This window comes from Sphingobacterium sp. 1.A.4 (assembly GCF_002734245.1).
GTDB lineage: Bacteria > Bacteroidota > Bacteroidia > Sphingobacteriales > Sphingobacteriaceae > Sphingobacterium > Sphingobacterium tenebrionis.
Genome location: NZ_PEAZ01000012.1, coordinates 44,114 through 69,791, shown reverse-complemented (window position 1 = coordinate 69,791; position 25,678 = coordinate 44,114). Strand labels below are relative to the sequence as shown.

Genomic DNA, 25,678 nt, shown 5'->3' with positions numbered 1-25,678 from the left:
TTCTTTATTATTTTTCTTCCACTTTTTTAATTTCTGCATTCATTAGCTCCAATGCCTTTTGAAAATATCTTTCCAAGATGATTAATTCATTGGTGGTAAATGATGAAAACAGGTCATCGGTTTTATCCTGATATTCTTTATAAAATGGTGTAATCAGGTCTGTTATTCTCTTGATGTTTGGTACTATAATTATTTTCCGCCTATCGGTTTTGTCTGGCTGTCTTTTTACCAGTTTTTTGCTTTCAAACCTGTCTATTAACCCAGTTACCGAACCTGTTGTTAAACCAGTAAGCACGGCAAGTTCCCCTGCTGTCATTTGTCCTTTTTGAATTATGAAACCCAAATATTTATGGTCGGTTCCGTTCAGCCCAATTTTCCTGCCGATGCTTTCGTGCATTTGAATAGACGTATAGACATACCGTTGGCTTATTTTTCTTAATTGGGTTGCTTCCTCTTTGTTAGACATAATATCTCGTTTAAAAAGTATCTTGTTTGCAAAGGTAAATATTTTTTAAATATTGCCCCAAATATTATAGTCAAATTAAAAGCCGGATGGTTTTTAATGTGTCTGACAGGGAAATGGGGTTGAAATGCAATTACAGCTTGGTCTTTACATACCTGCCACCACTCTTAAGCAAAGAAGTTTTTTGAAATAATCAATTTTAGTCCTTGGCTATTAAAATGCTATTACGCCAAATACCGCCTTTCAACGCCAAACCCTGCAACATTCCCAGAGACATTTGCTTCCTCTTATAATTTTAGGATTTAAGTAAAATTCTAAACAAGATATAGTATGGACGTACAGCAAAAAGACCTATCGTATTTCAGATTACGACTGCAAGAATTACTGAACAGCAGCTTCCCCGAAAAGGCGCACGACCAAAAATTTATAGACCAACGGTCTTCGTGGGCTGCCAATGCTTATGAGGGTGCTTTCCGTTCGGGAAACGCAATTGAGCAATGCAACGAAATAGCCAACTACATACTGTTTGAGGGCTTACATTTCTCCAAATTTGACACAGTATTCAAAGTGGTATGCAATGAGTTTGATACCATAATGGCAGATGAGGAACTGCGCCCGTTCGCCCTGAAAATGCTTCCTGTTTGCGAACCTGTATTTGCAGAATATGAATTAACCGATGATTTCGCCTATGGGTATGAGTTCGATTTACTCTATACCGAATTGACCGGAACCATCGCAATCTGGATAGAGGAACATGGGCTTCAATAAACGCCAACATCTCCAACTGAATATTGATGCCTTACGAATTGCTTTTAAACTGGAAAAGGAGAAACGACAAGCCACCGTAGGCGAAAGACTGCTAATGATGCAATACAGCGGATTTGGCGGTCTTAAATTCGTGTTGAACCCAATAGTGAATAATACAGACATCAATCATTGGAGAAAAACGGAACACGACCTTTTTCCAATGACACAGGAACTCCATCAACTACTCAAAGAAAATTCCGAAGACGAAAAGCAATACCGCAAATATGTAGATAGTATAAAAAGTTCTGTGCTTACGGCTTTCTATACACCGCCACAGGTCATAGATGCGATTTCCGCAAGCTTACGTGAAAGCGGTCTGAACATCGAAAAATTCCTTGAACCATCCGCAGGTATCGGCTCATTCATACAATCTTTTTCGGAAAATCAATCGGTAAATGTTACCGCTTATGAGAAAGATTTGTTGACAGGCAAGATTTTAAAACAGCTTTATTCTGAAAGTAATATCCGAATAAGTGGTTTTGAAGAAATCCCCGAAACGGAAAAAAACAGCTATGATGTGGTTGCGAGTAACATTCCGTTCGGCGACACATCCGTGTTTGATCTTTCTTACTCCAGAAGTAAAGACACAGCCAAAGTACAAGCTGCACGAAGCATTCACAATTACTTCTTTCTGAAAGGAACTGATATGCTCCGTGAGGGCGGACTATTAATGTACATAACCTCACAAGGCATTCTCAATAGCCAAAAGAACGAACCCATACGCAGGGCGTTGATGCAGGATAATAATCTGATTTCAGTTGTTCGCTTACCCAACAATCTTTTTACAGAATATGCGGGTACAGAAGTCGGAAGCGACCTGATTATCCTCCAAAAGAATACGGCAAAACAAAAACTTACTGAAATTGAAGAACTTTTTTGTCAAAGCAAACCAACGGCCGAATTACGACGGAACTCACCAGAACTTTCCCGGTTTAGACCGCAAAGCACTCGGAATTGAAGATTTGTATTCCAGCCAAAAGGACACGGTTTGGATGATTAAGCTGAACAATGGTGCTATCTGCGACCACGAGGTAGGTGCAGGAAAAACGCTAATAATGTGTACAGCAGCGCAGGAAATGAAGCGGTTGGGCTTAGCCCATAAGCCGATGATTATCGGGCTGAAAGCCAATATACCTGCCATTGCCGAAGACTACCGCAAAGCCTATCCCCACGCTAAAATTCTTTATCCAGGTGTTGATGATTTTACACCCAAAAAACGCCTGCGGATTTTCGGAGATATTAAAAACAACGACTGGGATGCTGTTATCTTGACACACGACCAGTTCGGTATGATACCGCAATCGCCCGAAATACAAAAAGAAATCCTCGAAATAGAATTGGATAGCCTGGAGCGTAACCTTGATGCGCTGAAATCGCAAGGTAAGGAAGTAACAAGAGGGATGCTTGCCGGAGTTATCAAGCGGAAAGAAAATCTTGAAGTAAAGCTGAAAACGTTGCAACACGATATTGAAAACCGCAAAGATGATATAGTGGACTTTAAGATGATGGGCATCGACCATTTGTTTGTGGACGAGAGCCACCAGTTCAAAAACCTGATGTTCAACACCCGTCATACACGGGTTGCCGGACTGGGCAACGTGGACGGGAGCCAAAAGGCACTGAACCTGCTCTTTGCTATCCGCACCATTCAGGAGCGTACCAATGCGGATATGGGGGCAACTTTTCTTTCGGGTACTACCATCAGCAATTCGCTGACAGAATTGTACCTGCTGTTCAAATACCTGCGCCCTCGTGCATTGGAAAAACAGGGCATTCATTCTTTTGATGCGTGGGCAGCTATCTATGCAAGGAAAACCACCGATTATGAATTTTCAGTAGCCAACAATATAGTTGCTAAAGAGCGTTTCCGCTACTTCATCAAAGTGCCGGAACTGGCGCAGTTCTATTCTGAAATTACAGATTACAGAACGGCAAAGGATATTGGTATCGACCGCCCCGAAAAGAAAGAGGTATTGTACAATATACCGCCAACGCCCGACCAAGAAGATTTTATACAAAGCCTGATGCTGTTCGCCAAAACGGGCGATGCGACTTTGCTCGGCAGATTGCCGCTATCCCAAAGGGAAGAAAAAGCAAAGATGCTTATTGCCACGGACTACGCCCGTAAGATGTCGCTTGATATGCGAATGGTAAGCGGGATATATGACGACCATCCCGACAATAAAGCTTCACATTGCGCCGCAAACATTGCCAAATACTACAACCAGTTTAACCCACAAAAAGGAACGCAGTTCGTTTTCTCTGATTTGGGAACTTGCAAGCCGGGCGAATGGAATGTGTACTCCGAAATTAAACGCAAACTCGTAGAAGACCACGGCATACCTGCAAACGAAGTAAGGTTTATTCAGGAGGCGAAAAATGACAAGCAGCGTAAAGACCTTATCAACGGGATGAACGAGGGCAAAATCCGTGTACTGTTCGGTTCTACGAGTATGCTCGGAACTGGCGTAAACGCACAAAAAAGAGCCGTTGCCGTGCATCATTTAGATACCCCGTGGCGACCATCAGACCTTGCGCAAAGGGATGGGCGGGCTATCAGAAAAGGGAACGAGATTGCTAAATTCTTTGCGGATAATAAAGTAGCCGTAATTATCTATGCTGTTGAAAAATCTTTGGATAGCTACAAGTTTAACCTGCTGTATAATAAGCAGCTTTTCATCGACCAGTTGAAAACCAACAACCTGACCAAAAGAACGATTGACGAGGGCAGTATGGACGAAAAATCGGGTATGAATTTCTCGGAATACGTGGCAATCCTGTCAGGAAATACAGACCTATTGGATAAAGCCAAACTGGAAAAACAGATTGCCGGACTGGAAAGCGAAAAGCAGGCGTTCAACCGTTCTAAATTCAGTGCCAAATCTAAGGTGGAGAATTATACGGAAATGTTGCGAAGCACTCAATCCCGTTTGAAACGGATGAGTACGGACTGGGAAAACTTGCAGCAACGCATACAAAAACGTTCGGATGGTACAATCGAAAATCCTGTGCGGCTGGATGGCTTACCGCCAAATGCCAACCCGAAACAAATCGGTGCAAAGCTCAATCAGATTGCGGACAAAGCCCACACCGGAGGACAGTATGATGAAATAGGTACGTTGTATGGTTTTACGCTGTTGGTAAAAACAGAATTGACACAGAAAGACAGTGCAAGCCTTGTCGAAAAAGCCAACCGTTTCTTTATTCAGTGCGAGGGCAATATCAAATACACGTACAACAATGGTGTAATGGCGAAAGACCCCGAAACCGCCGCAATGAACTTTATACGGGCTTTGGATAAGCTGCCGGGATTTATCAAGGAGGAACAGGATAAGGTTACGGAAATCCAAAAAGACCTGCCCGTACTCCAGGAAGTGCTTAACGGTACGTGGGCTAAGGAAAACCGATTGAGTGAACTGAAAACAGAACTGGCTGCCGTTGAAAGAAAAATACAGCTATCTATAACGCCGGAAACTAAATCAGATGCCCCGGAGCAGGCAGAAAGGCAGAAAGAATTACCGCAGGTTCAGGAAAGCATTGTAAAGACAAAAGGTGTTCATATGCCCCGTGGTGTATTGTAATGGTTATTTACTTCTCGTCCTGCTCGTCCATTTTCTTAATCAGGGCTTCACACAAGCTGTCAAGGAATTTTGTCCGGTTTATTTTACGGGCTTTCAGTTCCATAAAAGTGTGGTAAAAGTCGCCTAATTCAATATTAAAGGCATCCTCAAATGTTTTGGCAATCAATTTTATGTCTGTATTCCCATTGTTAAATACACCGTGGGAATACAGTGCATATATCAGCTCGGTTAGTGCTGTCTTGCTTGCTGTCCAGTTAAGGGAGTTATCCGAACCCTTTTTCTGATTGATATTATTTAGCCTGTCCTCCAAATAAACTTGTATCAGGTCATTGGCAATTATCTTAGCTACCTTATAATCGTGTGAAGTAGAAAAACGATGGTCTGCTTCAAAATAAAAGGTATCTAACCATAGCCTTATATCGTGTTTTCCCCGCACAAAAAATTTCTCGTCAACGAAAGAATTATTGGTACGGTAATACTTTTAAAATCGAGGTTGTTGTCAAAGAACCTTTTTAGCTTATTCAGTTCTTTGGTAAAATATTTCCTGATGCGTTTGGCTCCGTAGGGTTTTCTCGTTTCGATTTTATAAATGGCATTATAGTAGACGAGTTTTGAAACAATAACAGGTTTCTGATACTTGAAAAAATGGATTTCTTCTTCCAAGTTTCTAAAGTCGTTTTTCAGTACAAACTTCTTTAAGTCGGTAAGACTATGAATGATAAATTTTATTGCAGTTTCAATCTTCTGTACAGAGAAATTGGTTTCAATCTCTATTTCCTTGATTTCATTTTCCAGCTTATTTAGTGTTTCATTGTAGAATTTATTCATCCGCCTATTTTTAATTACATACTATTAGTAATTACATAAGCTAATACTCTTCATATTAGCTTATATGTAATTACTGCTTATAGAACTTCAATCCCTACCATGTTGACGATGGAACGAGAGGTAGTTGCATCCATTAATTGGGTTGTAATATGATGCAGGTCAATCCTTGCGAAATTATCCCTGCATCATTAATTTCATTTATTTTTTACATTTTAAAACCTTAGTAAATCAATTTTAATAAGTCAATGCCAGTCCCACGCCGAAGCCCATATCACTATCATAGTGGGTGCGAATACCAATATTTTTATTGATGATGTATCTGAGTTCACCCATATATTCTAAATCAGTATTTACCATAAAGCCCCCCCTTAACCTTTTTGAAATAGGAATATCTTCACGCATTAACTGTAATCTGACAATTCCGTCATGGTACACTTCTGCCTGAAAATTGACCAACATAGGTAAGGTGTACATAAACCCTACACTAAAGGCTCTTCGGGTATCTTTCTTGTTGATTTGTCCAAAGATGTTTTTTTCATGCTCATCTTCTCCCATTTTACGGTATCGCCAATCAAACCCTACAAACGGCATGAACCATTGCATCTTACCAATATATCTTCCCAAATGGGTTTCTACTTCATAACCATGCATACTATTATAACCTAAACGCCATTCAGTACCTAATTGATAACGTGCGTTCATCAGCATAGCTTCTCCATCATTACCATTGGTTGCAAAATCATTTTGTGCCATAAAATGAGGCATATTACTTTCTCTTTGCAATTCCTTATAAGCTTTTGCCTTGTCGGGTAAGTAAGGGTTTTTATAGTCTCCAACTTCAAACACCCTGTTCATTCCTGCCATCATATGATAAAGGATATGGCAATGGAAAAACCAATCACCCTCTTCGTTCGCCAAAAACTCAATAGTATCGGTTTCCATTGGCATAATATCTAAAACATTTTTCAATGGAGATTTTTCTCCCTTTCCATTAATAACCCTAAAATCAAATCCGTGAAGATGCATTGGATGTCGCATCATTGAATTATTATATATGGTAATCCGCAGGACTTCGCCTTTTTTTACAGGAATTTTATCTGTTTCCGAAAGTATTTTATTATCCATGCTCCATACATAGCGGTTCATGTTGCCAGTAAGTGTAAATTTCAGCTCCTTTACGGGTGCATCTTTAGGAAGAGTAGTATTGTGTGGCGATTGTAACATTGCATAATTTAATGTTTTGATTTCTCCCAAAGCATTCGCATTATAACGATTAGGGTCGTTATCCATATTCATACCGCCGTGCTGACTATGGTCTATCTTTTTTTCCCCATTTCCTGTAATTTCCGGATACATCACTACATTCATGTCCATTTGGTTCAGGCTCATTTTCATACCCATATCGTCCAAGTCGCCATTCATTTTCATCATATCGTTCATCATCTTCATCCCCTCAAAATACTTTAATCGTGGAAGCGGAGAAATAAGCTGCTTGACCCCGTTACCTATAAAGTAACTTGCTGATTGTGTCCTGTCCTCGGTTGTTGCTAAAAATTCATAAGACAAACCATCTTCGGGTATGGTCACCACAATATCATAAGTTTCAGAAACTGCGATGATTAATCTATCCACTTCCACAGGCTCTACATCATTTCCGTCGTTCGCTACTACCGTAATTTTTCCTCCGGCATATCTTAACCAGAAATACGAAGATGCTCCGCCATTAGAAACACGTAATCTAACTTTGTTGCCTGCTTTTAGTTTTTTACCATCGATTGTTGCTAAATCGGTCATATGGTTACCGTTTATCAATATCTTGTCATAATAAACGTCACTAACATCCATTGCCAGCATTCGCTTCCATTCATTCTTTACTTTCACTCCAAATTTCCCTTCTTTAATCGCTTCAACGTATGATTGTGTAGCCCCTTTTTTGATAGCAGCCCAATCATTGGCATTGTGTAACATGCGGTTAATGTTATTTGGATTAAGATTTGTCCACTCACTTAATATAATAGGAACAGTCGGCAAATCATCAATACCTTTCCTAAAGGTTTTATCATCCTCTCTTTTTTTCATAATAAAGCTACCGTACATTCCAATCTGTTCCTGCAAACCTGAATGGGAATGATACCAGTGCGTACCGTGCTGGATAATTGGGAACCGATACGTATAAGTTGTACCCGGTTCAATTGGTTTTTGGGTAAGCCAAGGCACACCGTCTTCTTTATTAGGCAGAAACACACCGTGCCAGTGCAGTGATGTACTTTCCTTTAATTGATTGTGCACTACAATTTCGGCAGTGTCGCCCTCCGTAAATGTAAGGGTTGGCATGGGTATCTGCCCGTTTACCGCAATCGCTCTTTTTTCTTTGCCTGCATAGTTTACAAGCGTATCTTTTACAAACAACTCGTAGTGTACTATCTTCTGTGCAAATAGCGTTTGTGTGCAAAGAAATATCAATATTGTTTGCAATATTCTTATCGGTATCTGATTATATTTATTCATTATTTTTAAATTTATTTAATGCTATCTTCCATTTTTCCAAACCATTCTAACAACACCTGTCTATCATCATTTGATAAAACTGCATTACGATGAATTAGTGTATATGACGACAATGGCATTTCCCCGTCCTTAACTTGCCCGGCCATAGCCCTGAATTTATTTCGCTGCCTGCGGACAGAATAGTCGCCAAATTCGCTAAAGTTGAGTTCCTCTTTGCCCTTTTTGATATGCTCCGCCATGTACCATGCTCCTGGCTGGATGCGGCTGTACCACGGATAACGCGTATTGTTGCTATGGCAGTCGTAACAGGACTGGACAAGGATAGCCTTTACATTTTGGGGTACGGCGTACACACTTTCGATATGGGTGGCTGGCACTTCGTCCGACTGGTTACGTGATGGCTGATAAAACTGTATGCCAATTAGGATAGCAGCCAATCCTAATATGATTTTCTTTACTATTGACATAAATATTTCATTGTAGCTTGATTTTGAGAGTAAATTACTGTTTTTGCTTTTTTAGATACTTGGTATAGTTATCCTTACTTTCAAAGTAGGACACTTCACCGTTGTTCCCTGTAACGGCAATCACCGCAACAGCTTTGTCCACCTGCTTATTAGAGTAGGGGTCTATTGCCAATCGTACAGTAGCATCCTTTGGAATACGCTCCTTGCACATTTCGCAGCATCCATAGTATGTTTTGCCGTCAAATTTTACGTCAAACTGCTTTTTGCCCATATAGGCATCATTAACCATGCAGATTTCATCCGATGAAACCAATTCGCCTATTTGAGTACCGTGCTGATGGTTTTCCGAAGTAGCCTCGGAATGATGTTGTACGGCTTCATCTTTGTTTGACCCTGCCTGCCCGCAAGCAGTAAATAACAGGGTCAAAAGAGAGATAAAGCCAAATATTGGTTTGCTCATTTTAAAATTATTCTTTGAATTTTATTATTTTTCCTGGTTGTTGTTTTCAAACTCTTTTAGTTTGCGCTTCATCAATGCAATTTCATCCGCTTGGGTTTTAAGTATGTTTTTTTGCAATTCTATCAGTTCAGGGTCGGTTAGATGTGCCTTTTCGGACATCAGTATGGCTGCTGCGTGATGGGGTATCATACCCTTTGCAAACTGCTTGTCCCCGACATTGAGTTGTTCCCTGATACCAAACCATGAAAAAATGCCAACGGCGACTGAAATTATTGCTATCAACCAGTTCATCTTCCTGTTGGGGTACATCATCTTCATGATCAATAATTCGATAAGCAGCATTGCCGAGGTCATCAGCAGGGTCATGTACAGGTTATTGATATTGGGTATCAGGTTCTGCCACTCGTCAATCATGGCGTACATGATAAAATACATCACTGCGAACATGGCGACAGCCATCACCGCAAAGCGTTTGTACATGCCCGAAGCATGTTTTGGATTGTGCGTGCCATGCTCCGAGGCATGACCCGCATTGTGATTGTTTTGCATATTTTCCATAACCCGAAATTTATTTGCTGTTAATTGTTTTTTCCACCTTACCGCAGGTCAGCATTTTAGAACCGTAGTAAGGGTTTTTGATTTCCTTGTTTTCGCTGAACCAAACAGCACCCTTACCGTCATTGAACATCGGGCAATGGTCCTGATACAATGTTTGCGATGTACCGAACAAATCAATCAGGTCTTTCAAATCTTCGCCAAGCGAGGCCAAATGTTCCCGCTGGTGGTGGATGTTGCCGACATTTTCCCCGATATGTTCTGCGTGTTCTTTAGCATCGTCCGCTATGTCCATGTACTTTTTGTGCTTATCGGCAGGAACGGCTTTCATGTCCACTTTATTCAGGGTAGCTAACAGCTTTTTCCCTGAACTGGCGGCAGCTTTGTCATCGTCCGAAACAAGGGCGTTCTTTAAGGACAGATAATCGGTAACTATGGGCGCAATAGAAAAGTTTTTTGCTTCTTCTTTTCCTGTTGCTTTTGCTTCCTGACCGCTCGGAGTTTCACTCACAACGGGCGCAGCTACCGTATCATCCTCTTTTGGTTGGGAAGCTGACTGTTCTTGTGATACAACAGCAGTATCACTTGAAGACTGCTCGTTTTTGTTGGATGCCTGATTGCATGATACTGTTACAAATGCCATGATAACAGCAATGATTGATAATGTTAGATTTTTCATTTTTATTTATTTTTTGATTTTTAAAAAACTTGCGTTAATAGCCACTACAATGGTGCTTACACTCATCAGCACAGCACCCATAGCGGGATTTAAAACAAAATTCGGATAGAGTACGCCTGCCGCAAGCGGTATTGCCACCACGTTGTAGCCAACCGCCCATATCAGGTTCTGTACCATCTTTTTGTAGGTAAGTTTGCCGAAGTCAATCAGTTTGACCACATCCCTCGGGTCGCTGTCTACCAATATGATATCCGCTGTTTCGGCAGCCACGTCCGTACCGGAACCCACGGCAATGCCCACATCTGCCTGTGCTAGTGCCGGGGCATCGTTCACACCGTCACCTGTCATGGCAACTACTTCACCTTTGTCCTGAAACTCCTTTACTTTTTCCTGCTTGTTGTGCGGAAGCACATTAGCCAAATACCCGTCCATACCCAATTTTCCGGCTACGGCAGCAGCAATCCTGTCGTTATCCCCCGTGAGCAGAAAGGACTTTATGCCCATTTTTTTGAGTTCCTCAATCGCCTGTGCCGACCCCTCACGGATGCTGTCTGCCAAAGTAATGAGGCCGATTACCCGGTCATCAATGAGGACAAAGTTGACCGTTTCGGCTTCCTGATTGATTTCGCTTGGTATTTCCGGCAGGGAAAGGTGGTTTTCGGTGAAATAATTCGGGCCGCCAGCTACGACATTTTTCCCGTTCACAACACCTTTAACACCTATGCCCTGCATATAGCTGAAGTTTTCACACTTCCATAAGGCAAGGCTCTTTTCTTTCAATGTAGCCATAATGCCTTTGGCGATATGGTGTTCCGAATTTTGCTGTACTGCGGCGGCATACTGGATAACCTCATCGACATTATATTCGTCTGTTAACGGTATAATCTTTTCTACGGCATGGGAACCTTTGGTGAGCGTTCCGGTCTTATCAAAAATGACAGTGGAAAGTTTTCGGGTGGTTTCAAATGCCGTACGGTTGCGGATGAGCAGTCCATTGGTCGCCGAAAGCGTTGTGGAAATGGCGACCACCAACGGGATAGCCACGCCCAATGCGTGCGGGCAGGCCGTTACCATTACCGTCACCATTCTTTCAAGCGCAAAGGCAATATCTCCACTGCTTGCATACCAATAGGCAAATGTGCCTATGCCCACGGCAATGGCAATAAAGGTGAGCCATTTGGCTACTTTATCTGCAAGGTTCTGTGTATTGGACTTGGTTGCCTGTGCCTCCTGCACGAGATTGATAACCCTGTTCAGGTAGCTATCTTTTCCGACCGCTGTTACCTTTACTTTCAATGCACCATCGCCATTGATAGAACCTGCGATGACCTTACCATCCTTTTCCTTTTTTACCGGAACACTTTCTCCGGTAAGCATACTTTCGTTAATATACGAAAGCCCCTCCAGTACCAAACCATCGGCAGGAATTTTTGCTCCCGGTTTTATGATAGCTGTTTCACCGCTTTGCAGGTCTTCGAGCTTAATCTTTACGGCTTCTCCGTTACGTTCTACGGTAACATCGCTCGGCAACAAAGCCACCAATGACTGTAATGCACGTGAGGCAGCCATTTGGGAACGCATTTCCAGCCAATGCCCTAACAGCATGATGTCAATAAGGGTTGCCAGTTCCCAAAAGAAATCCATACCCTGCAAGCCGAAAATAACGGCAACCGAATAAATATAAGCCACAGATATTGCGATGGCAACAAGTGTCATCATTCCGATGGCTTTGGCTTTCATCTCTCCAATCATTCCTTTTAAGAATGGTAAACCTCCATAGATATAAATCACCGTACCCAACACCAGCAGCACATATTTGTCGCCAGTGAAAGTAATGCTGAAACCTAACCATTGCTGTATCATGTGTGACAGGAGAAGGATAGGTGCCGTAATCACGAGGCTTAACCAAAAACGTGTAAGGAAGTCACCTGTATGATGCCCCTCATGTTTGTTGAAGTTTTCGTGACCATGTTCATGTTGAGAATGACCAGATTTCCCATGTCTGGATGTGTGTTCATGGGAAGCTGATGCTCCGCCAACAGGAACCAATGTCATGCCACAGAGCGGGCATTTGCCCGGTTCATCTTTTAGCACCTGTGGGTGCATGGGACACGTGTATTTTTTCATATCAAAAGGATTTAAAATTATGTTGCATTTAATCTTTTTGCCATCTCATGGGTCATTTCTTCGGCATAAGTACCATAGGCATCAACAAGTACCCCTTTATTCTCACCGTCATTGGATAATATGGCATAAATCACGGCATTGTTATCAGGACTGCTATCGAGGCTTTCAAACCTATGTGTTTCTGCAACCGTAAAGTCTTCCGGTTTTAATTTGAGGCTACTTGTTGCACAATAGAGGCAGTCCGGCAACAGACTGAAATCCATACTGTAACCACGTTGTATTAGGTCTTCAAGAGCCTGCACCATGTCATTGTACTGTACCATAGCTTTGATACCTGTTATTTAATGGTTTCGACCGTACTGCCACAGGTAAGCATCTGCGAGCCGTAATATGGATTTTTAATCGCATTTTCTTTGCTTAGCCAATTTGCTCCCTTACCTCCATTGTACATAGGGCAATGCTGGTAATAAACGGAAGTATCATGCTTGGAAACTTTAGCCAGTGTGTAGATATTTTCCGAAAGTGCCGCAAAAGCACTTCTTTGTTTTGCAACATCTTTAGATTTTGCCATGCTTTCCGCATTAGCTGTCAAATCTTGCATCATCTTCATCCAAACGGTATGCTCCTCTGCCGACAGCTTATTCATATCGACAACTTTAATGGATGCAGCCAGTTCAGTGGCTTTGGCGGACGTGGTGGATGCATCGGTTTTTATCAAAGCGTCTTTCACCGAAAAGTAATTGTCAAATACAACTTTTAACTGTGATTGGTTTTGAGCCGTTCCTTTGTTAGCGGATGCTGTCATTTCGCTATGGTTGTGGTCGCCATGTCCAGCACTCATATTCATTCCCGCATCTTTGTTTTTAGCAACCGTCTTTATAGGTCTATCGTACTGGCAACATTCGGCAAGTTTCGCATATACGTCATCCGGCGCACGGAATTTCTCACTATCATAACCAGCCAAAGCGATACGTTTCAGAATTTCATCTTGATTTGTTTTGTCACTGTCGTAGGTGAGCGTAGCCGTTTTGGTGTCTTTGTTCCATTCCACACTGGCTTCCTTTTTTACGTTACCTGCTTTTTCGATTGTGGTTTTACACATGCCACAATTACCGTAAATCTTTACGGTTTCTGTTTTCGCATTCTTTATTTGTGCGAAAACGTTTATTGAGGACAGTAATACAGCGATTACCATCACTATTTTTGATAATGATTTCATAATGATTACATTTTAAGAAATGGGTTATCAATCCCATTTCTGTTTGAATTTTAAAATAATAATATTAAATAAGGGATTTACAAAAGCCTGAATAGCTTTTGACAAGACACACCTATGGCTATCATGCCATAGTATTAGCTTATTTTAGGTGGTAGCCAAATGGAGAAAAAGCCCGAGGAATAGTAGGCTTCTTTAAAACCGAATTTTTGCTTTATTGTTGCTGTGAAGTGATTTTCTGCCTTTAATTCTATTATGGGAGGAACACTTAGGGATGTGGTTGAAGCCCCACATCTACAAGAGTTATGTGTGCAACCGCCCCCGCAGTTATCATTATTACATTTTTTACAGGATTTGTCCTTACAACCTTTTTTATGTTCTGATTTTTTGGTTTTCTCCTTTGAGCATGAAGATTGCTCGGTTTTCGTTGAATTCTTGGAACAGGCATAGCTCTGACTTGGCATCATAAAGAATACCAGACAGAATAATGTCAAAATGCTTATATGTATGCTAAAATTTTTCAACACAACAAAGTTACAAATAAGATTGGTTTTTTATATCGCTTTACGTTTTTTTTGCTATTTAAACTAAAAGTGTTATCAAGACATTAAACTATCAGTCTTTTTTCAGAAGTGATAAAATGCCCTTTTTCGGCAACCTCACCTAATGGAAATTTTGTAGAAAAAAGGGCATTTCAAACAATTGTTGGCTTAGGCTTCCAAAGGTTCAATTTTAAAGCCTGCTTTTTGTACAGTCGATATTACCTCCTGCTCGGTAATGCCCTCTGACTTCACCGTAAGTACCTTGTCCTTATTGGAGGTGTCAACTTCCCAGTGGCAAATGCCATCGGCATTATCCAAATGAGGTTTCACAGATGCTAAACATCCACCACAATTGATGTTCGTCTTAAATTGAAATTGTTTATTTTCCATTGCTTACAAATTTTAGAGTTATCTGATAATACAAATTTCCGTACTCTTCTGTTGAGTATTGTTGTGTAATTTCTTGTTTGATTTGTGAGATTTACTGTTTTACTTCTTCCATTTCAATCGAAGACTGTTACTTACCACACTAACGCTGCTCAATGCCATTGCTGCACCCGCAATCATTGGATTTAATAAGAAACCGTTGATTGGGTAAAGAATACCTGCGGCAATCGGAATGCCGATAAGGTTGTAAATGAACGCCCAGAACAGGTTTTGTTTGATAGTCGCAACGGTCTGTTTTGACAATCTAATCGCCTGTGGTATTTTGGTAAGGTCTGATGAAATGATAGTCATTTTCGCTACGTCCATTGCAATATCCGACCCTTTACCCATTGCGATACTTACGTCTGCGGTCGCAAGAGCCGTACTGTCGTTGATACCGTCGCCGACCATTGCTACCACTTTGCCTTGTGCTTGCAGTTCTTTCACAAAGTCGGCTTTGTGCTGTGGCAATACTTCTGCTTTATAATGCTTAATACCTGTCTGCGATGCAATCGCTTCGGCTGTCGCTTCGTTATCGCCTGTAAGCATATACAGGTCAATACCCATATCCTGCATTTCTTTGATTGCCTGTACCGACGTTTCTTTGATTTTATCAGAAATAGCTACTACCGCAAGAGCTTGTTTGCTGTTCGCAAACCAAATCACGGTTTTGGACTGTTTGCCCCATTCGTCAGCTTGCTTTTGCAGTTGCTCGGCAATGCGGATCTTGTTCTCTGCTAACAGCTTTTTGTTACCTACATAGTAAGTTTCGTTATTGTGGTCGGCTTTTGCTCCTTTACCAGTGATACTTTGGAAGTTGGTCAAAGTAGTTGTAGAAGCACCTTGCAGGTTTTTCACTACGGCTTCTGCCAAAGGGTGTTCTGATTGCTTTTCTAAGCTCAATAGAATATCCTTTGTTGCATCATCGCTGTTCAGCCATTCAATACCTGTTACCTCCGGTCTTCCCTCTGTAATTGTACCTGTTTTGTCTAACACGATAGCATTAACTTTTTTCGCTAATTCAAGGCTTTCAGCATCTTTAATCAGAATACCGCTTTCTGCACCTTTACCCACACCAACCATAATAGCGGTTGGGGTCGCTAAACCTAAAGCACAAGGACAAGCTATAACCAATACGGTAACTGCGGCTAACAACCCCTGTACCACACCATTATCACCACCCAAAATAAACCAAAGTATAAATGTAAGAACGGCGATACTCATCACAACAGGAACAAAAATACTTGCAATCTTATCGACCAGTTTTTGTACGGGTGCTTTACTGCCCTGTGCGTCCTGCACCATTTTGATGATTTGGGCAAGCATCGTTTCTTTGCCTACCTTAACGGCTTTGAACAGGAAACTCCCTTTTTGGTTAATTGTTCCTGCAAATACTTTTTCGTTTTCTTTTTTCAACACTGGAACAGGTTCACCACTTAACATACTCTCATCAACATACGAATTGCCCGATGTTACCATTCCGTCCACCGCAATTTTTTCGCCCGGCTTAACCATAATAATATCGCCTGCATTTACATCTTCGATGGCTTTTTGTCTTTCCGTTCCGTCCGCTTCTATTACGATAACGGTTTTCGGCTGCAAACCCATCAGTTTTTTAATGGCTGATGAGGTATTGCCTTTGGCTTTTTCTTCCAATAGTTTACCCAATAGAATAAAAGCAACGATTACGGCTGCGGCTTCAAAATACACGTGGGCGTGTAAACCTCTCTGATGCCAAAAGTCCATAAACAGCATATTGAATACACTGAATATATAGGCGATACCTGTACTCAATGCGACAAGTGTGTCCATATTGGCAGAACGGTGTTTCGCTTGTTTCCACGCATTGATGAAAAAATCTTTACCAAACCATAAAACTACTGGAGTGGAGAAAGCCCACATTATTTCATTACCGTAAGGCATATCCATAAAGAACATACCGATAATGACTACCGGAAGCGATAGGATTACCGCCCAAATGGTTTTGTTTTTAAGTTTTCTGAATTTTTCGGCGTGGATAGCTTCCAATGTTTCCTGCTGCTTGTTCTCTTCTTCGAGCAACAGGTCATAACCACCATCCTGTACCGCTTTCCTGATTTGCTCGGAACTGGTTATATTCGGCAGGAACTCAACGTTGAGGTTTCCTGTACCGTAATTCACTTCGGCATTTACTACGCCCGGAGTGTATTTTGCCATACTCTCGGCACTTCCTGCACAAGATGCACAGGTCATTCCCAATACGGGGTAGGTTTTTTTGACGGTGGGAACGCCGTAGCCTAAATCTTTGATTGCCTTTACGGCTTCGCCTACTACCTCGTTATCGCTGACGGTAATAGCAGCCCTGCGATTATTCAATTCTACCTTATGGCTCTCGAGACCTTTAACTTCTGCTAATCCTTTTTCAACAATTAATGCACAGTGTTCGCTCTCTACGTCTTCTAAGGGAATATAAATTATTTCTCTATTATTGTTTGCCATATTCTGCTTGTATTAATTTACAATACAAAGTTGGCAATTATTTAGGTTGGTGTTATTGTGGAATTTTGAAAGAGATTTGTAAGATTTACTTAACCTCATCCAAAGGCTTTCTTTTATCTTCTTTAATCTGTTTGAAATGGCTTGGTGTTAGCCCAGTTACCTTTTTGAATTGGTTGCTTAGATAAGCAACGCTTGAATAATTCAGACGGAAAGCAATTTCACTCAAAGACAATTCATCATACACCAAAAGCTCTTTTACCTTTTCAATCTTCTGGGCAATAAAATATTTTTCGATGGTAGTACCCTCTACTTCTGAAAACAGATTTGAAAGGTAATTATAATCGTGATGCAATTTATTGCTTAATACATCCGAAAGGTTGGTTTTGATGTCGCTATCCCGATTGTGCACAAGCTCGATAATGATGTTTTTTATCCTCTCTATAATCCTGCACTTTTTATCATCAATAACTTCAAAACCTAAAGGATCTAACGCTGCTACCAAAGCATCCTTTTTTTTAGAGGTTAGCTCGTTGATTAGGATAACCTCTCCCAGTTTAATATTTTCAATCTCCAAACCGAGTTTATCCAATTCATTTCGCACAACCAGGATGCAGCGGTTGCAAACCATATTTTTAATAAAGAGTGTCGTCATAACTTTTTGCTGTCCATATTCTATTAATTCATTAGCAAATTTACGATTTAAAATTCTTACTTCGACTTTTGAAGATTTAATAGAATTACAGTGAACTTAATCATCACTCTTGTACCAAATGCTGTAAATCAGGGTCGTTCTTGATACGCTCCATTTCACTTACAACAATATTCAGGATGTCTGCTTTTATCTGCTTGTAATTACTTTCAATTTCCTGCTTCATTTTATCCTCGCCCTGCTCATTTACAAAAGATAAGATTTGCGGTATTTGCTGATAGGCTTTGCTTTCTGCTGCTACCTTTTCATTATCTACTACAATTTCAGCGTGAAATATTTTCTGCTCGATACGTTCATCAAAGTTATCTGATACAGAACCGACAAACATACCCTGTGTAAGCGTTGAAATTTTGGAAGCCGGAATAAGGCTGTCTAACTGTGTGGAAATAGAGGTAGATTTATCGTTGCGGTTAATTGTCATACTTTGGCGTTTTTGTAATACTTTACCGAAACGCTCTGAAAGACTTTTAGCAGTTTCGCCAACTACCTGACCGGAGAAAACGTTACCTACGGTATTTTGTATTACTTTACTCTCCTTGTCGCCGTAATCCCTTGTTAATTGCGAAAAGTCCTGAAAGCCTAAGCAAACTGCAACTTTGTTGCTTCTCGCTGTTGCGATAAGATTGTCCAGTCCCCTAAAATAAATTGTGGGCAGCTCATCTATGATAACAGAACTCTTTAGCTGTCCCTTTTTATTAATCAGCTTGACAATTCTTGAATTGTACAAACCCAAAGCGGCAGAATAAATATTTTGACGGTCGGGATTGTTGCCTACGCATAAAATTTTTTTGGTTCTTTTGGATTGTTGATGTCTAAAGAAAAATCATCGCCAGTCATTACCCAGTACAACTGTGGGCTAATCATTCTTGACAACGGAATTTTTGCCGATGCAATTTGTCCTTGCAATTGGTCTTGTGCGCCACCTTGCCACGCATCCATAAAAGGCGATAAGTAATTTTCCAAATCAGGATATGAAGTTAAAATCGTGAATACGTCCGAATACTTTTTGTTTAGTAATTCAATGGCGTGTGGAAAAGTACAATACTTACCGTCCTCATAGATTTTCAGATACCAAATAATGGCAGCCAATAAAATGATTGGACTTTCTACGAAAAAATCCCCTTGTTTCTGTATCCAGCTTCGATTGAGGTTCAACATTATGGTATAAGCCGCTTCGTAAGCATCTGAAATGTCTGTCATAAAATCGGGATTGAGTGGGTTACAACGGTGGCTCTTGCGTGGGTCGTCGAAATTTATCACATAGAATTTGGGTTGTACTTTGTACTTATCCCGATGCTTTAGTAAGTGGTTGTAGGCTATTGTCGAAAGGTCATCAAACTTGAAATCGTAGATGTACATACTAAAGCCTTTTTCAATCTGCTGCTTGATGTAATTATTTACAATGGCATAAGATTTACCTGAACCTGGAGTACCCAATACGATTGATGCCCTGAATGGATTTACAATATTTATCCAACCGTTGTTCCATTTGCCTTTATAATAAAACTTGGTTGGCAGATTAACCGAGTATTCATTCTCCATCAATTTGGTTTCCTGCTGGAAGCTCTCGTTCTCGTTGTTGAAAACATCGTCCATTAAATTGTTGCGGAGCAATCGGCTCATCCAAACGCCTGCAACCATCAATGCGATATAGCCTATTCCTGTGGTAAGGATATAAAGGAATGTAGCCGTATTTAGCGATAGCTTTAATAGTGGGAGGTTAAGGAAGAACAGGACAAAGCCAATCCCCAAAGCCACATATATTTTGGACCATGTTATCTTTTCATTCTTGACACCTTTTGTTCCCCAACAGCTCAACGCCAGCAATACCACAGCAAAAACTTTAGTATATAAAGTATGCGAAAACAAGCCCGCCGTCCTTTGGAAATTCCCTAATATTTTGTTGATAATTTCTAACTTCCAGCCATGTTCTATAAAGAACCCATAGCAGAACCAATACAAGTGTATCAGTACCAAAAGGATACTCACAGTCCGCATAAAAGCCATTATTTTGGCTAAGCCTCTTAAATCGTCTTCTCCCTGCATTTTAAAAAGTTTTAAATGTTCGGGCGTGAATTTATAGGCTCTAAGGAGTAGCTATAAGAATGTGGAAGTCAATGGCATTGGCTGGCAGTATTTGGCTGATTAATCGCAAGAGAATACATTTTTCTGTAGGAAAACAATGAAAATATTATTTCGATGAATATCTAAGTATGTATTTTTCGAATGAGTTACTCGCTTTTAAAACACACTTAACATGATTAGCATTCCCTTCATATTTATTTTGTCCATTTAGCAATGTTTTTTTATTTTTGTCACATGAGAATGACTGTAATGTTATAATATCCTTTTCCGCTTAGTTCTTTAAGCAATGTGCTTTATTTATATAAAGCCTACTCTTCTATTATTCATTTTTTTATAACCTATACCATATCTACTGGTCAACAAGATTTGTTGCTATCTGTGGATGGTTTTTTAAATAATAAATTATGTCCGAAATACTAAGTAAAAAGGAAATAGAGCAATTTATTCATAACGGTTTTGTTCGCATTGATAATGCATTTTCACAGGATGTTGCAAATGCAGTTTTAGATATTTTATGGAATGACCTGCCTTTTGAAAGGTCAAATCCTTCCACCTGGACGGAACCAGTTATTCGTTTAGGAATGTACACTCAACAACCTTTTGTTGATTCGCTTAACACAGAAAAGCTGTATTCAGCTTTTAACCAGTTAATTGGTGAAGACAAATGGATTCCTTGTCGAAGCGTAGGCACATTCCCTGTCAGGTTTCCGTCTGATCAGAAGCCCAATGATACAGGTAAACACGTAGACGTGAGTTTTCCTGGTAATGATCCTAATAATTATTTTGAATGGCGCGTCAATGTCAAATCAAAAGGTCGAGCCTTATTGATGCTGGCATTGTATTCGGATGTCAGTGAAAATGATGCGCCTACGGTCATTTATGAAGGTTCTCACATTGATATTGTGAAGTTATTGTCTCACGAGGGAGATTCTGGTCTTTCCTTTATGGAAATTGCAGGCAAGTTGGACGAGCTGCCAACAAGAAAAGAAGTGTATGCAACGGGTAAGGCAGGTACAGTATATCTATGTCATCCCTTTTTGGTTCACTCAGCTCAACCTCACAGAGGATTGACTCCTAAATTTATGGCTCAACCTCCGTTGCTTTTGAGAGGTGAATTGACGATTTCCGATTCTGATATAGGCTATACTCCTGTTGAGAAGGCTATTCGTTTAGGAATAGAAGAACAATAAAAATGTTATTTAGAAAGAGGCTGTTTTTAACAGTCTCTTTTTTGTTGCACATAATTCCTTAATTGTATAAGAAAAGCCATAAAATCCGTTGTGTAATATAAAAAAGGCAAATTAGGATTTTTTCCTCCGGCTTTTCCTCTTCATTTTATTAGCAAAATCCTGTTCCTCGTAATCTTCGCCCTGGGCTTCGGGCAATAAACCACCCAATGCTTCAATCAAACCGTCTTCGTGTTTTTCCGTAGTTAAGAAGTCGAACAAATGGTGTGGTTCTTCCGCAGGAAGATCCGCATCATTTGATGTGGATAGTTTGGGTTGTAAAACGACAGGTTCTTTAATATCCGGTTTGATGTTATTGTTCCAATAATCGTTAAAGGTATTGGCAGAAAGTTCAGTTGCTAAACGTGAACCGTTCCAAACCGCTTTGGAATTGTGGTCAATAAATGTGATACCATAAATGCGCCCTGTATCATTCCGGCGCACGACTACATTAATACCCTGTTCCGCTAACTGCTTTTTAAATACCTGTTCATCGCTCGTGGTTTTCAGGGCAATGGTAACGGCAGATTTTAGGGTCTGTTTGGTAGGGCTATCTTTCAAAGCCGTTTTGCATTTCGCAAAATGCAATTCCAAAGCCGGAAGCCCTGCGCTCTTTCCGAAAAGCGAAGCCTTGAACGGATGCCCGGCTCTTTCGCCTTTTTCATTTAGTGGGATATACAATAAGCCCTGCTGTATCTTTCCCTGCAATTCGCCCTCGATTTTCTCGGCGGTAATATTGAACAGGGAAAGCAAAGCATTGTATTCGCCCAAAGTTTGGTACTGGTAGTAGTTCGGCAGGTGGCGAACGACCGAAGCGATTTGGCTTTTTACATCGCCTGCCCGATAATCTACCGGACGGAAAACCTTATCAGTTTGGTTGCGCTCCTTGTCTGTTGCGGGTATCAATCGGTGTTTTCTTTCCAGTTCTCGGCATACATTCATAGACCGCATTTTCTCGAATTTGTCCGAAATCTTTTTGCCCTGCTCGTCCACGCAAACCGATACAATGTGTATATGGCTGCGGTCAATATCCGTGTGTTTGAACACCACAAAAGGCTGTTCGCCGTAACCCATTTCCCGCATATACTGTTCTGCCATTTCCCTAAACTTGTCGTCGTTTACCTTGTCGTTCGGGTCAGGATTGAGCGAAATATGCAACGTATGTTTCTCGGTATTGCGGTTGGCTATCAGGTAAGGGGCAAAAGACTGGGCTAATTGTGCCACGGAATAGTGACCGCTTGCGGTTTCAATCATCTTATTGGCGAACAAAATCTGCCCGTTTTCATTCTCCACTTTAAGCTGATTGTACGCCAATGCACCGTATAAATTTGCACTTCTTCCAATTTTTGCTATCATTTCTACCGCTATTTTTTCAGGTATTTGGCTTCAAATTCTTCGCTTATTTGGATAATTCTCTGACACAACATTGCCATTTCAGCCGTCTGTTTTTCCAGTTTATACAGGAACGCTGCGGCTTTTTTCTCGGAAAAATTCTTGTACAGCAGCTTTACAATTTGGTTATAGTTTACACCTATGGAACGGAACTGGCTGTGAAAGGAGGTCAGCCGCATATAAAAATCAACCGTTCCCTTGTCAATCTGAATGGTTTTTATGGTCTTGTCAAAGATGCAGGACGTTATGAAATGCGCTTTTACCTGCATCCCTGATTTATCAAAAAGGGCAAGAAAGCGGGCGTGTTCCTGCTCGTTAAAGGAAATTGTATAGCGGATGGTCGCCGGGTCTTCTTTGGGGCGGCGTCCGGTCTTTTTCAATTGCTTTTTGTTGTTATCGTTCATCACTAATCCATTTTAAAATCCATACAAAACCCTGACTTCGGAAGGTGTTTTCTGCCCCCTGCAAAGGGCAAGTTGTTTTGAGCATCGGAAATCATTCCGAGATGCTCAAAACACAACTTGCCGTGTTCCGGTGAACACAAAAATCCGCCCTGCGGGACGGATTGGATGTAACAGGGAAAAACGGCTTGTTGCCGTTCCCGTTACCTCCCAATATGTCAAAAGTCATTCGCATAAATCCGTTAATAAAAATCACAATACAAAGTAAAGCCCTGTTCCCGATAGCGTTGCACTATGCCACAGTGCCAAACAGTGCCACACACCGCCAAACAATGCCACAGGCGTACAATCGAATGAAATTGATTGGTTCTTTGCTCTTAAATGATGGCAGGAAGACAGGCAGCCCGTGCTTCAGGAATAGCAGACAGCACGCATTCAGGAACGTAGGCAAACCTGCCTCCCTGATTGCAGGAATGCAAGAAAGCAAGATTGCACGACTGCCCGAAAGCGTGAACACTTGCTATCCAACTATACGGCTCGCCTGAATGATTGGTTGATTGACGGAATGAAAGAATGACGGCAAGCCTGCCTGATAAGCTACCGGAATGATTGCAAGGCTACTGTACTGCAAGGAAGCAGGCAATCAGGTAGGAACGTAGGCAACCCTGATAGCTTTCCTGAATGAAAGTGTGAAATCAGAACGGCTTTCCGGAACGCCTGCAAGCCTGAAAACAGGAATTTGAAAACTTTAAATTTTAAAAATATGGACACAAAAAAGAAACCTCTGTTTATCGCTTTTTCTTCACAAAAAGGCGGTGTTGGCAAAAGCACATTTACCACGCTTGTGGCAAGTACGATGCACTATCGGTTGGGCTACAACGTAGCCGTATTTGATGCGGATTTTCCGCAGCATAGTTTAATGAAAATGAAAACCCGTGATTTGGCAATGGTAATGGAAAATGAGGCTTTGAAAAAACTGGCATATAAGCAATTTACTACCATCAACAAGAAAGCCTATCCCATTACACAGCATAAAGCAGATAGCGTACTGGATGCTGCACACGAATTTGTAACGGCTTCCTCCGTTCCGATCGACGTGGTGTTTTTTGACCTGCCTGGAACTGTGAACACGCCCGGCATTCTGAAAGCACTCGCAGGAATGCACCATATTTTTACGCCTATTACCGCAGACCGTGTGGTAATGGAAAGTACGCTCATCTTTACCCAGCTTTTACAGGATGTGATTATGAAAAAGGGCGAAACTTCCATACAGACCATTAACCTGTTTTGGAACCAGGTGGATGGCAGGGAAAGCACACCTTTATACGACGTGTATAATCAGCTTATCGAGCAACTGGGGTTAAGCCTGATGCAAAGCCAAATCAAGAACAGCACCCGTTTTCGCAAGGAAAGCGAAGCGGATAGCAAATCGGTTTTCCGTTCTACTGTAATGCCGCCTGATGAGCGTTTGATGAAAGCCTGCCAGTTAGACCTGTTCATCAGCGAATTTTTAAACATCATTCAATTATAGCCCTATGGAAAAAGATAATAAACGAAAAGTAACGCCGGACATTAACGAAGAGTTGATGATGAACCTGATGGTGGACGGCGTTAAAAAAGAGGGTTTACAGCTACCGCCCGAACCTGCCGAAGAGCACGTAAAGGAAGCGGAACAAGATGAGGTAAAGCAGGAAGAATTACAACAAAGCAAACCTGCACAACGGGAAAGGAACCGCACCAAGAAAAACCTTGACGGAACTTACGGCGAACACTTTTTGAAAACCCACTCGATGACAAAGCGGGGCGATAAAAGCATTTATATCCGGCAGGAATACCACGAACGGCTATCCCGTATTGTACAGGTAATCGGTAAAGATGCCATACCCCTGTATGCCTATCTCGATAACATACTTGAACATCATTTTGAAATGTTTGAAAAAGCCATTACCGATGATTTCAACGAAAAGTTTAAACCCATTTTTTAAAAGCATCTGATTATGGAAATAGTAATTGTGATATGCCTGCTCATCGTTATTGTCCTGCTTTTGCAGGATAAGATTGTTATTCATAAAAGGTCGGAGCAAAAGCCCACACAGAAAAAAGTTAACCCGAACCTGCCCGATATTATGGGGCAGCCGAAGCCAGTAAAAAGCCATCCCCTGCCAAACACTGCCAATGAAAGCCAAATGACGGAACCGGAGATAAACCCTGATAATTTAGACATTGAATACGACGAAAAGGAAAACGTCAGCATTCAAATTCCGCAGGAAGAACTGGACGAAGTTTTCAGCAATATGCCTGATTTGGAGGAAGAGGAAGAAGAATGGAACAGGTACGGAATATCCGGTGGCGATAACGGTTTTGCCCAAGGGGTTACCTACGACGAACTAAGCTCCGTAGGGGCATTGCTCCAAAAAGAGAATTTGGAACAGGCTCAAAAGGAAACAGCGGTAGCCATAGTTCAGAAATTACAGGGAACCGAATTATTCAGCCTACTGGAAAATTCCATTGAGGGTGCTTCCCGAAAAATTGCCGAGCTTTTGGATAGCACACTTTCATCTGAAAGCGACGACGGTTCTTCCACCTTGCGGAAAAGTGATTTGAGTGATTTTGACATTGGGGAGTTTGTGTGAGCGAACTCCCTTATTTTATTTGAAATTATTTCAAGTTTCAATATGATGTAAAAAGATTATTTCTTGTCTTTTAATAACGATTATAAGTATAAAAA

23 protein-coding genes and 1 pseudogene are annotated in these 25,678 nt (G+C 41.1%); 7 read left to right on the top strand and 17 right to left on the bottom strand.

Annotation, left to right across the window (positions count from 1 at the left end; genetic code table 11):
* Window positions 1-7 precede the first annotated feature (7 nt).
* Window positions 8-466: a MarR family winged helix-turn-helix transcriptional regulator gene (locus CRJ00_RS01840; RefSeq protein WP_099365212.1), complete on the bottom strand. Its 459-nt coding sequence runs from the start codon at window positions 464-466 to the stop codon at window positions 8-10.
* A 327-nt stretch (window positions 467-793) separates the two neighbouring features.
* On the opposite strand from CRJ00_RS01840, the gene CRJ00_RS01835 reads away from it, so the two are divergent.
* From CRJ00_RS01835 to CRJ00_RS19310, 3 genes are all read left to right on the top strand, one after another.
* A complete protein-coding gene (locus tag CRJ00_RS01835; protein ID WP_099365211.1) occupies window positions 794-1,231 on the top strand; it encodes a DUF1896 domain-containing protein in 438 nt (145 codons plus the stop codon).
* Complete coding sequence (locus CRJ00_RS19315) at window positions 1,218-2,228, top strand: SAM-dependent methyltransferase (RefSeq protein ID WP_257213663.1); 1,011 nt, start codon at window positions 1,218-1,220, stop codon at window positions 2,226-2,228. The genes CRJ00_RS01835 and CRJ00_RS19315 overlap by 14 nt, the downstream gene beginning before the upstream one ends.
* 331 nt (window positions 2,229-2,559) lie before the next feature.
* Entirely contained in the window at window positions 2,560-4,851 is a 2,292-nt protein-coding gene (locus CRJ00_RS19310; protein WP_257213662.1) for a helicase-related protein, read from the top strand.
* Window positions 4,852-4,858: 7 nt separating this feature from the next.
* Here CRJ00_RS19310 and CRJ00_RS19440 read toward each other — a convergent pair whose 3' ends face one another.
* The 14 genes and pseudogenes from CRJ00_RS19440 to mobC form a co-directional block, all read right to left on the bottom strand.
* A complete protein-coding gene (locus CRJ00_RS19440; protein WP_441347595.1) occupies window positions 4,859-5,287 on the bottom strand; it encodes an RteC domain-containing protein in 429 nt (142 codons plus the stop codon).
* The gene (locus CRJ00_RS19435; RefSeq protein ID WP_441347594.1) at window positions 5,266-5,679 is read right to left on the bottom strand and encodes an RteC domain-containing protein; all 414 of its coding nucleotides are present in this window, start codon (window positions 5,677-5,679) and stop codon (window positions 5,266-5,268) included. The genes CRJ00_RS19440 and CRJ00_RS19435 overlap by 22 nt, the downstream gene beginning before the upstream one ends.
* A gap of 234 nt (window positions 5,680-5,913) precedes the next feature.
* Entirely contained in the window at window positions 5,914-8,187 is a 2,274-nt protein-coding gene (locus CRJ00_RS01820; RefSeq protein ID WP_099365210.1) for a multicopper oxidase family protein, read from the bottom strand.
* Between the two features lie 11 nt (window positions 8,188-8,198).
* Window positions 8,199-8,654: a heme-binding domain-containing protein gene (locus CRJ00_RS01815; protein ID WP_099365209.1), complete on the bottom strand. Its 456-nt coding sequence runs from the start codon at window positions 8,652-8,654 to the stop codon at window positions 8,199-8,201.
* A gap of 34 nt (window positions 8,655-8,688) precedes the next feature.
* A complete protein-coding gene (locus tag CRJ00_RS01810; RefSeq protein WP_099365208.1) occupies window positions 8,689-9,114 on the bottom strand; it encodes a hypothetical protein in 426 nt (141 codons plus the stop codon).
* Between the two features lie 24 nt (window positions 9,115-9,138).
* Entirely contained in the window at window positions 9,139-9,663 is a 525-nt protein-coding gene (locus CRJ00_RS01805; protein WP_257213661.1) for a DUF305 domain-containing protein, read from the bottom strand.
* Window positions 9,664-9,682: 19 nt separating this feature from the next.
* Window positions 9,683-10,348, bottom strand: a complete 666-nt coding sequence (locus CRJ00_RS01800) for a DUF3347 domain-containing protein (RefSeq protein WP_002993266.1) — start codon at window positions 10,346-10,348, stop codon at window positions 9,683-9,685.
* Window positions 10,349-10,354: 6 nt separating this feature from the next.
* Window positions 10,355-12,475 carry a heavy metal translocating P-type ATPase gene (locus CRJ00_RS01795; protein WP_099365206.1) on the bottom strand — a complete coding sequence of 707 codons (2,121 nt, stop codon included), beginning with the start codon at window positions 12,473-12,475 and terminating at the stop codon, window positions 10,355-10,357.
* Window positions 12,476-12,492: 17 nt separating this feature from the next.
* Complete coding sequence (locus tag CRJ00_RS01790; protein ID WP_099365205.1) at window positions 12,493-12,798, bottom strand: phosphoribosylpyrophosphate synthetase; 306 nt, start codon at window positions 12,796-12,798, stop codon at window positions 12,493-12,495.
* A gap of 14 nt (window positions 12,799-12,812) precedes the next feature.
* Window positions 12,813-13,577 carry a DUF3347 domain-containing protein gene (locus CRJ00_RS01785; protein ID WP_257213659.1) on the bottom strand — a complete coding sequence of 255 codons (765 nt, stop codon included), beginning with the start codon at window positions 13,575-13,577 and terminating at the stop codon, window positions 12,813-12,815.
* Window positions 13,578-14,401: 824 nt separating this feature from the next.
* The gene (locus CRJ00_RS01775; RefSeq protein WP_021188997.1) at window positions 14,402-14,623 is read right to left on the bottom strand and encodes a heavy-metal-associated domain-containing protein; all 222 of its coding nucleotides are present in this window, start codon (window positions 14,621-14,623) and stop codon (window positions 14,402-14,404) included.
* A 99-nt stretch (window positions 14,624-14,722) separates the two neighbouring features.
* Window positions 14,723-17,137 carry a heavy metal translocating P-type ATPase gene (locus CRJ00_RS01770; RefSeq protein ID WP_099365203.1) on the bottom strand — a complete coding sequence of 805 codons (2,415 nt, stop codon included), beginning with the start codon at window positions 17,135-17,137 and terminating at the stop codon, window positions 14,723-14,725.
* A gap of 85 nt (window positions 17,138-17,222) precedes the next feature.
* Window positions 17,223-17,789: a helix-turn-helix domain-containing protein gene (locus CRJ00_RS01765; RefSeq protein ID WP_099365202.1), complete on the bottom strand. Its 567-nt coding sequence runs from the start codon at window positions 17,787-17,789 to the stop codon at window positions 17,223-17,225.
* Between the two features lie 103 nt (window positions 17,790-17,892).
* Window positions 17,893-19,892: pseudogene (mobC, locus tag CRJ00_RS01760) on the bottom strand (conjugal transfer protein MobC).
* A 443-nt stretch (window positions 19,893-20,335) separates the two neighbouring features.
* Between mobC and CRJ00_RS01755 the strand changes: the two are divergent.
* The gene (locus CRJ00_RS01755; protein WP_099365201.1) at window positions 20,336-21,121 is read left to right on the top strand and encodes a phytanoyl-CoA dioxygenase; all 786 of its coding nucleotides are present in this window, start codon (window positions 20,336-20,338) and stop codon (window positions 21,119-21,121) included.
* 111 nt (window positions 21,122-21,232) lie between these two features.
* Here the strand turns inward: CRJ00_RS01755 and mobB are convergent, their stop codons facing one another.
* Window positions 21,233-22,513: a conjugal transfer protein MobB gene (gene mobB / locus CRJ00_RS01750; protein ID WP_099365200.1), complete on the bottom strand. Its 1,281-nt coding sequence runs from the start codon at window positions 22,511-22,513 to the stop codon at window positions 21,233-21,235.
* A gap of 8 nt (window positions 22,514-22,521) precedes the next feature.
* Window positions 22,522-22,953 carry a conjugal transfer protein MobA gene (mobA, locus tag CRJ00_RS01745; RefSeq protein WP_099365199.1) on the bottom strand — a complete coding sequence of 144 codons (432 nt, stop codon included), beginning with the start codon at window positions 22,951-22,953 and terminating at the stop codon, window positions 22,522-22,524.
* A gap of 760 nt (window positions 22,954-23,713) precedes the next feature.
* On the opposite strand from mobA, the gene CRJ00_RS01740 reads away from it, so the two are divergent.
* The 3 genes from CRJ00_RS01740 to CRJ00_RS01730 are packed head-to-tail and all read left to right on the top strand — an operon-like array spanning window position 23,714 to window position 25,583.
* A complete protein-coding gene (locus tag CRJ00_RS01740) occupies window positions 23,714-24,481 on the top strand; it encodes a ParA family protein (RefSeq protein WP_099365198.1) in 768 nt (255 codons plus the stop codon).
* A gap of 4 nt (window positions 24,482-24,485) precedes the next feature.
* A complete protein-coding gene (locus tag CRJ00_RS01735; RefSeq protein WP_099365197.1) occupies window positions 24,486-24,935 on the top strand; it encodes a DUF3408 domain-containing protein in 450 nt (149 codons plus the stop codon).
* A gap of 12 nt (window positions 24,936-24,947) precedes the next feature.
* Complete coding sequence (locus tag CRJ00_RS01730) at window positions 24,948-25,583, top strand: conjugal transfer protein TraD (protein WP_099365196.1); 636 nt, start codon at window positions 24,948-24,950, stop codon at window positions 25,581-25,583.
* Window positions 25,584-25,678 lie beyond the last annotated feature (95 nt).